The organism is bacterium (genome assembly GCA_040755795.1).
Lineage (GTDB): Bacteria > UBA9089 > CG2-30-40-21 > CG2-30-40-21 > SBAY01 > JBFLXS01.
This window is the reverse complement of sequence record JBFLXS010000408.1, coordinates 1-3,633: the sequence shown is the minus strand read 5'-3', so window position 1 is coordinate 3,633 and position 3,633 is coordinate 1. Positions and strand designations below refer to the sequence as shown.

General features: G+C 37.2%; 1 protein-coding gene. It reads right to left on the bottom strand.

The genetic code is table 11. The features are described from left to right. The coding region (locus AB1414_17510) for a T9SS type A sorting domain-containing protein (protein ID MEW6609213.1) at positions 1 to 3,633 on the bottom strand (3,633 nt) is incomplete at both ends.

The following is a 3,633-nucleotide window of genomic DNA, read 5'->3' as shown; positions in this document are numbered from 1 at the left end:
CTCCTTCAGAACTACTAATCACATAAATATAAATCCCACTGGCTACTTTCTCATTATCTTTATTCTGGAGCTTCCAGAGCCATTTACCACTACTACTTACTCCCTCATATTCATATACCTCTTCACCTGCTATATTAAATATCCTTACCATTATTGTAGCTGGTAAGTTATCACCAAAAGTTACTTGCTCCCTTGCCGGGTTGGGATAGGCTTTTAATTCGGCTAACGGCTTGCTTTTTTCTGCTCCTATACCTACCAATGATAAATGTGGTAAATAAAATATTAACTTATTATTCACTTTATCCAATTTCTGGCTACTGACTACTTCCCACTCCCCATTCCTGATATAATATGCCTTTAAACTATCTTCTATTATATCATACTCTATGCCTTCTTGTCCATAAAAATATGTTACCTTTATATCTTTTTTTATCTCTACATCCTTATCATAAATAACAAACTCATAACACCCTATTGGCTGTATCCCGACTGGTGGTAATGGATATTGTGTTGCCTTAAAAAAATCAAACAAGGCGTTTTTACTTAGTGCAGATGGCATTATTTCTACCTTTAGCCCTTCCTTCTCGATAATCTTACCCATTTCTTCAGGAATGTTGTAGATACTTATCTCCTTTCTCCCGGATGTAACTAATGTATGTGTTCCTAAGTATAGACCATAGATTAATGTTTGTCGGTTTGATGTCGTTGTATTACTTGCTATTTCATAGACCTGCCTTCCTTTTTCAAATCTCTCATCTTTCTCATAGACCTTAATCCAATTGTCTCCTTCATCTATCCATGCCTTTATCATCCCTTCAAATCCTTCACTCACTACTACACTCATCTTCACCTTAAATCCCTCATTAAACGAATACCCTGCTTTATCAAAACTTGCCTCTTTTATTACTGCCTCTATCCCTCGCACATCAAATGCAAGGGATGAGGGAGAAGGGATGAGGGATGAGTGATAATGGATATAGTAGGTACCTGTGAGCATGTTATCTGGCAGCTTAAATGTAAAAGTTTTACTCCCCTGTTCATCAAATACAATCGTCCCCGTAGTTGGCTCTCCTGGTGTAGTCAAACTCACAGTCCCTGCCTCCTGTGAGATAACTGTTAATGTTACAGTCCCACTTTGATTGTATATCTGCTTATCCGAAATTATCGTAATTGTTCCTTTTTCTCGAACATAAATCGCATCAAGCCAGATGGCTCTATCATTTTCTGAATAAATCCCAAAGTTAAGTTTTTGACCAGTATGATGGATTGGTAGGTAAAATAGGACTCCAGCCTGTTGTGAATAACCTAATGTAATTGTTTTTGTTTCTGCATAATCGTTGAATTTTACCTTTGCCAATAGGTTTAATGTGCCTAAACCTGCATCACTTAGATTTGTTACCTTTAATGTAAAAGTAGCCAACTCTCCTTCCTCATAACACTCCTTATCCAAACTTGCCTCTACATCAATCCTTATCCCTACTATCCTAATAAAACTTAAGGTTTCAGTAGTTAATTTTTCCCCACTCGCCCCTGACCACTCACCACTCGCCACTAAAGAATAAGTTCCATCCTCAAAATTCTCAGGTACAAGTAACCTGAAATTTAAAGTCCCCATCTTTTCTGGGTCTAACCATATCACCTGTTCCTCATCCAACAAATCCAATAACTTTACCTTTATCTTTGCCTCTCCAACTGCATTACCCACATTCTTAACTCTAACTGCAATCGTTCCTTCTTTACCAACTGATAGTTCCAAATGACTAACATCCACAATCTCAAACCCTGGCTCTAAACTAAATACTATCTCCTTCTTATCTATTTCATTCCCATCATACAAAATCCTTGAAATGGCAGAGTCCGTTCCCCTGGCAGCTTGAGTCCCCTGAATCAGACTAAATGTATAAGTAGCACTTTTGCCTGCATCTAAATTTATAGTTGTCTTTGTCTGATAAAACAGAGTATCAAAATTCAATTCCCCATTAAATTCATTTGAGCCTAAATTCTCTACTCCTACCTCAAATGTAAGGGATGAGGGATAGAGAATTAGGGATGAGATTTTAGCAATATTTTCACTTGCTACCTTAAAATTACATGAGTCTGTTCTTCTAAAATAATCATAAGATAATGCATAGTTGCCTTCAACTAATTCAAATACCAGACTACCAGTAATCGTGCCACCTGCTGGAACATAGAATTTACAAGCAAGAATGATGGAATTAGGGGCAACTTGTGAGATGATAGGGGCGAGTGAAGATTTGGTAACCGGGGGATTTGGTCTCTGGGGGCTGGTGTCCTCTGTCCAAACTCGGGGCTCGGGACTCGGGGCTCGGGACTCGGGGGAAATCATCCTTCCTAACTTCTGTCCTCTGTCCTCTGTCTTCTGACTACTGTTCACTGCCCACTGATCACTGACCACTACCTTCGGAATTGCTTTACACCAGGTGGGTAATTGGATACTTGGGTAATTGAGTAATTGGGTAATTTGGGATTTGGAATTTGGAATTTGTTTGGAATTTGATATTTGAGATTTGGAATTTGTCATTTCTCTGTGCCTCTGCGTCTCTGCGGTGAATGTGGTGAATATCGTAAATGTCGCAGGAAACTCCGAATCTAATTTACCCCTATTTACTACCTCAAACGGTATCTCCAGATACCCCACCGGATAAACCAACTCTGGTACTACTTCTAACTCTACCCGTTCTCCAAACTCTACCTGTTTAGTATAAGTCCCGCTTACATTACCTGATAAAACTAAGGTAATTGTAGCATAGTCTGATTGGTAACTGGTAACTGGTAACTGGTAATTAACCTCAATTACCTTTGATTCTAATCCTCGAATACTAATTGTTGCAAACTCCTTATGCATATCACTAATGACTAATGACCAGTGACTGATGACTACATCAACTTGACTTATATTATTTAACCTTATGATTAGTGTATTTGTTCCTCTTGTTAATGCCTCTTTTGTAATTATCTCTACATTAACTTTTGTCTTTTCTACCAGAATATAATCTATCACCTTCACATCGTTTATCATACATTCTAAGACAAAAGATGAATTAGCCGTAGTAGTAGCCATGAAACTATAACTACTGTTAGCTACAAGATTAATTGGCGTCCTGAATATTACATCTCCATCTTTTACCTTTAACTCTAACTCACCTGTTTCTATATTCTCTCCTTTATTTGTTAAAGTTCCGGATATAGTAATCAACTCATTAGGTTTATACACCTTTTTATCAGTATCAAATGTCAGGTATAAATTTGACTTAAATATATAGAATGAATTCATATCTATAGCTATTTTCTGATTTTTATCTGAGGTAAGTACTCCTTCGATATATAGTTTGCCTGCACTACTTAAAGTACCAATATTTATTACTGATTCTAAACAGGTTATCTCATACTCTTTTTCATAAATCACATCCCCTCCTTTAGTATATCGTGATACACCTCTATCCCATGTCCCAAACCAGATATATTTTTCATCTACTGCTATTGAATGAATATCATTATCCACTAACTCACTATTTTGTCTCTTAAAAGTTATCCAACTACCGGTTTCCTTATCATATCGTGATACACCATACCATGTCCCAAACCAAATATACTTCCCATCTACTGCTATTG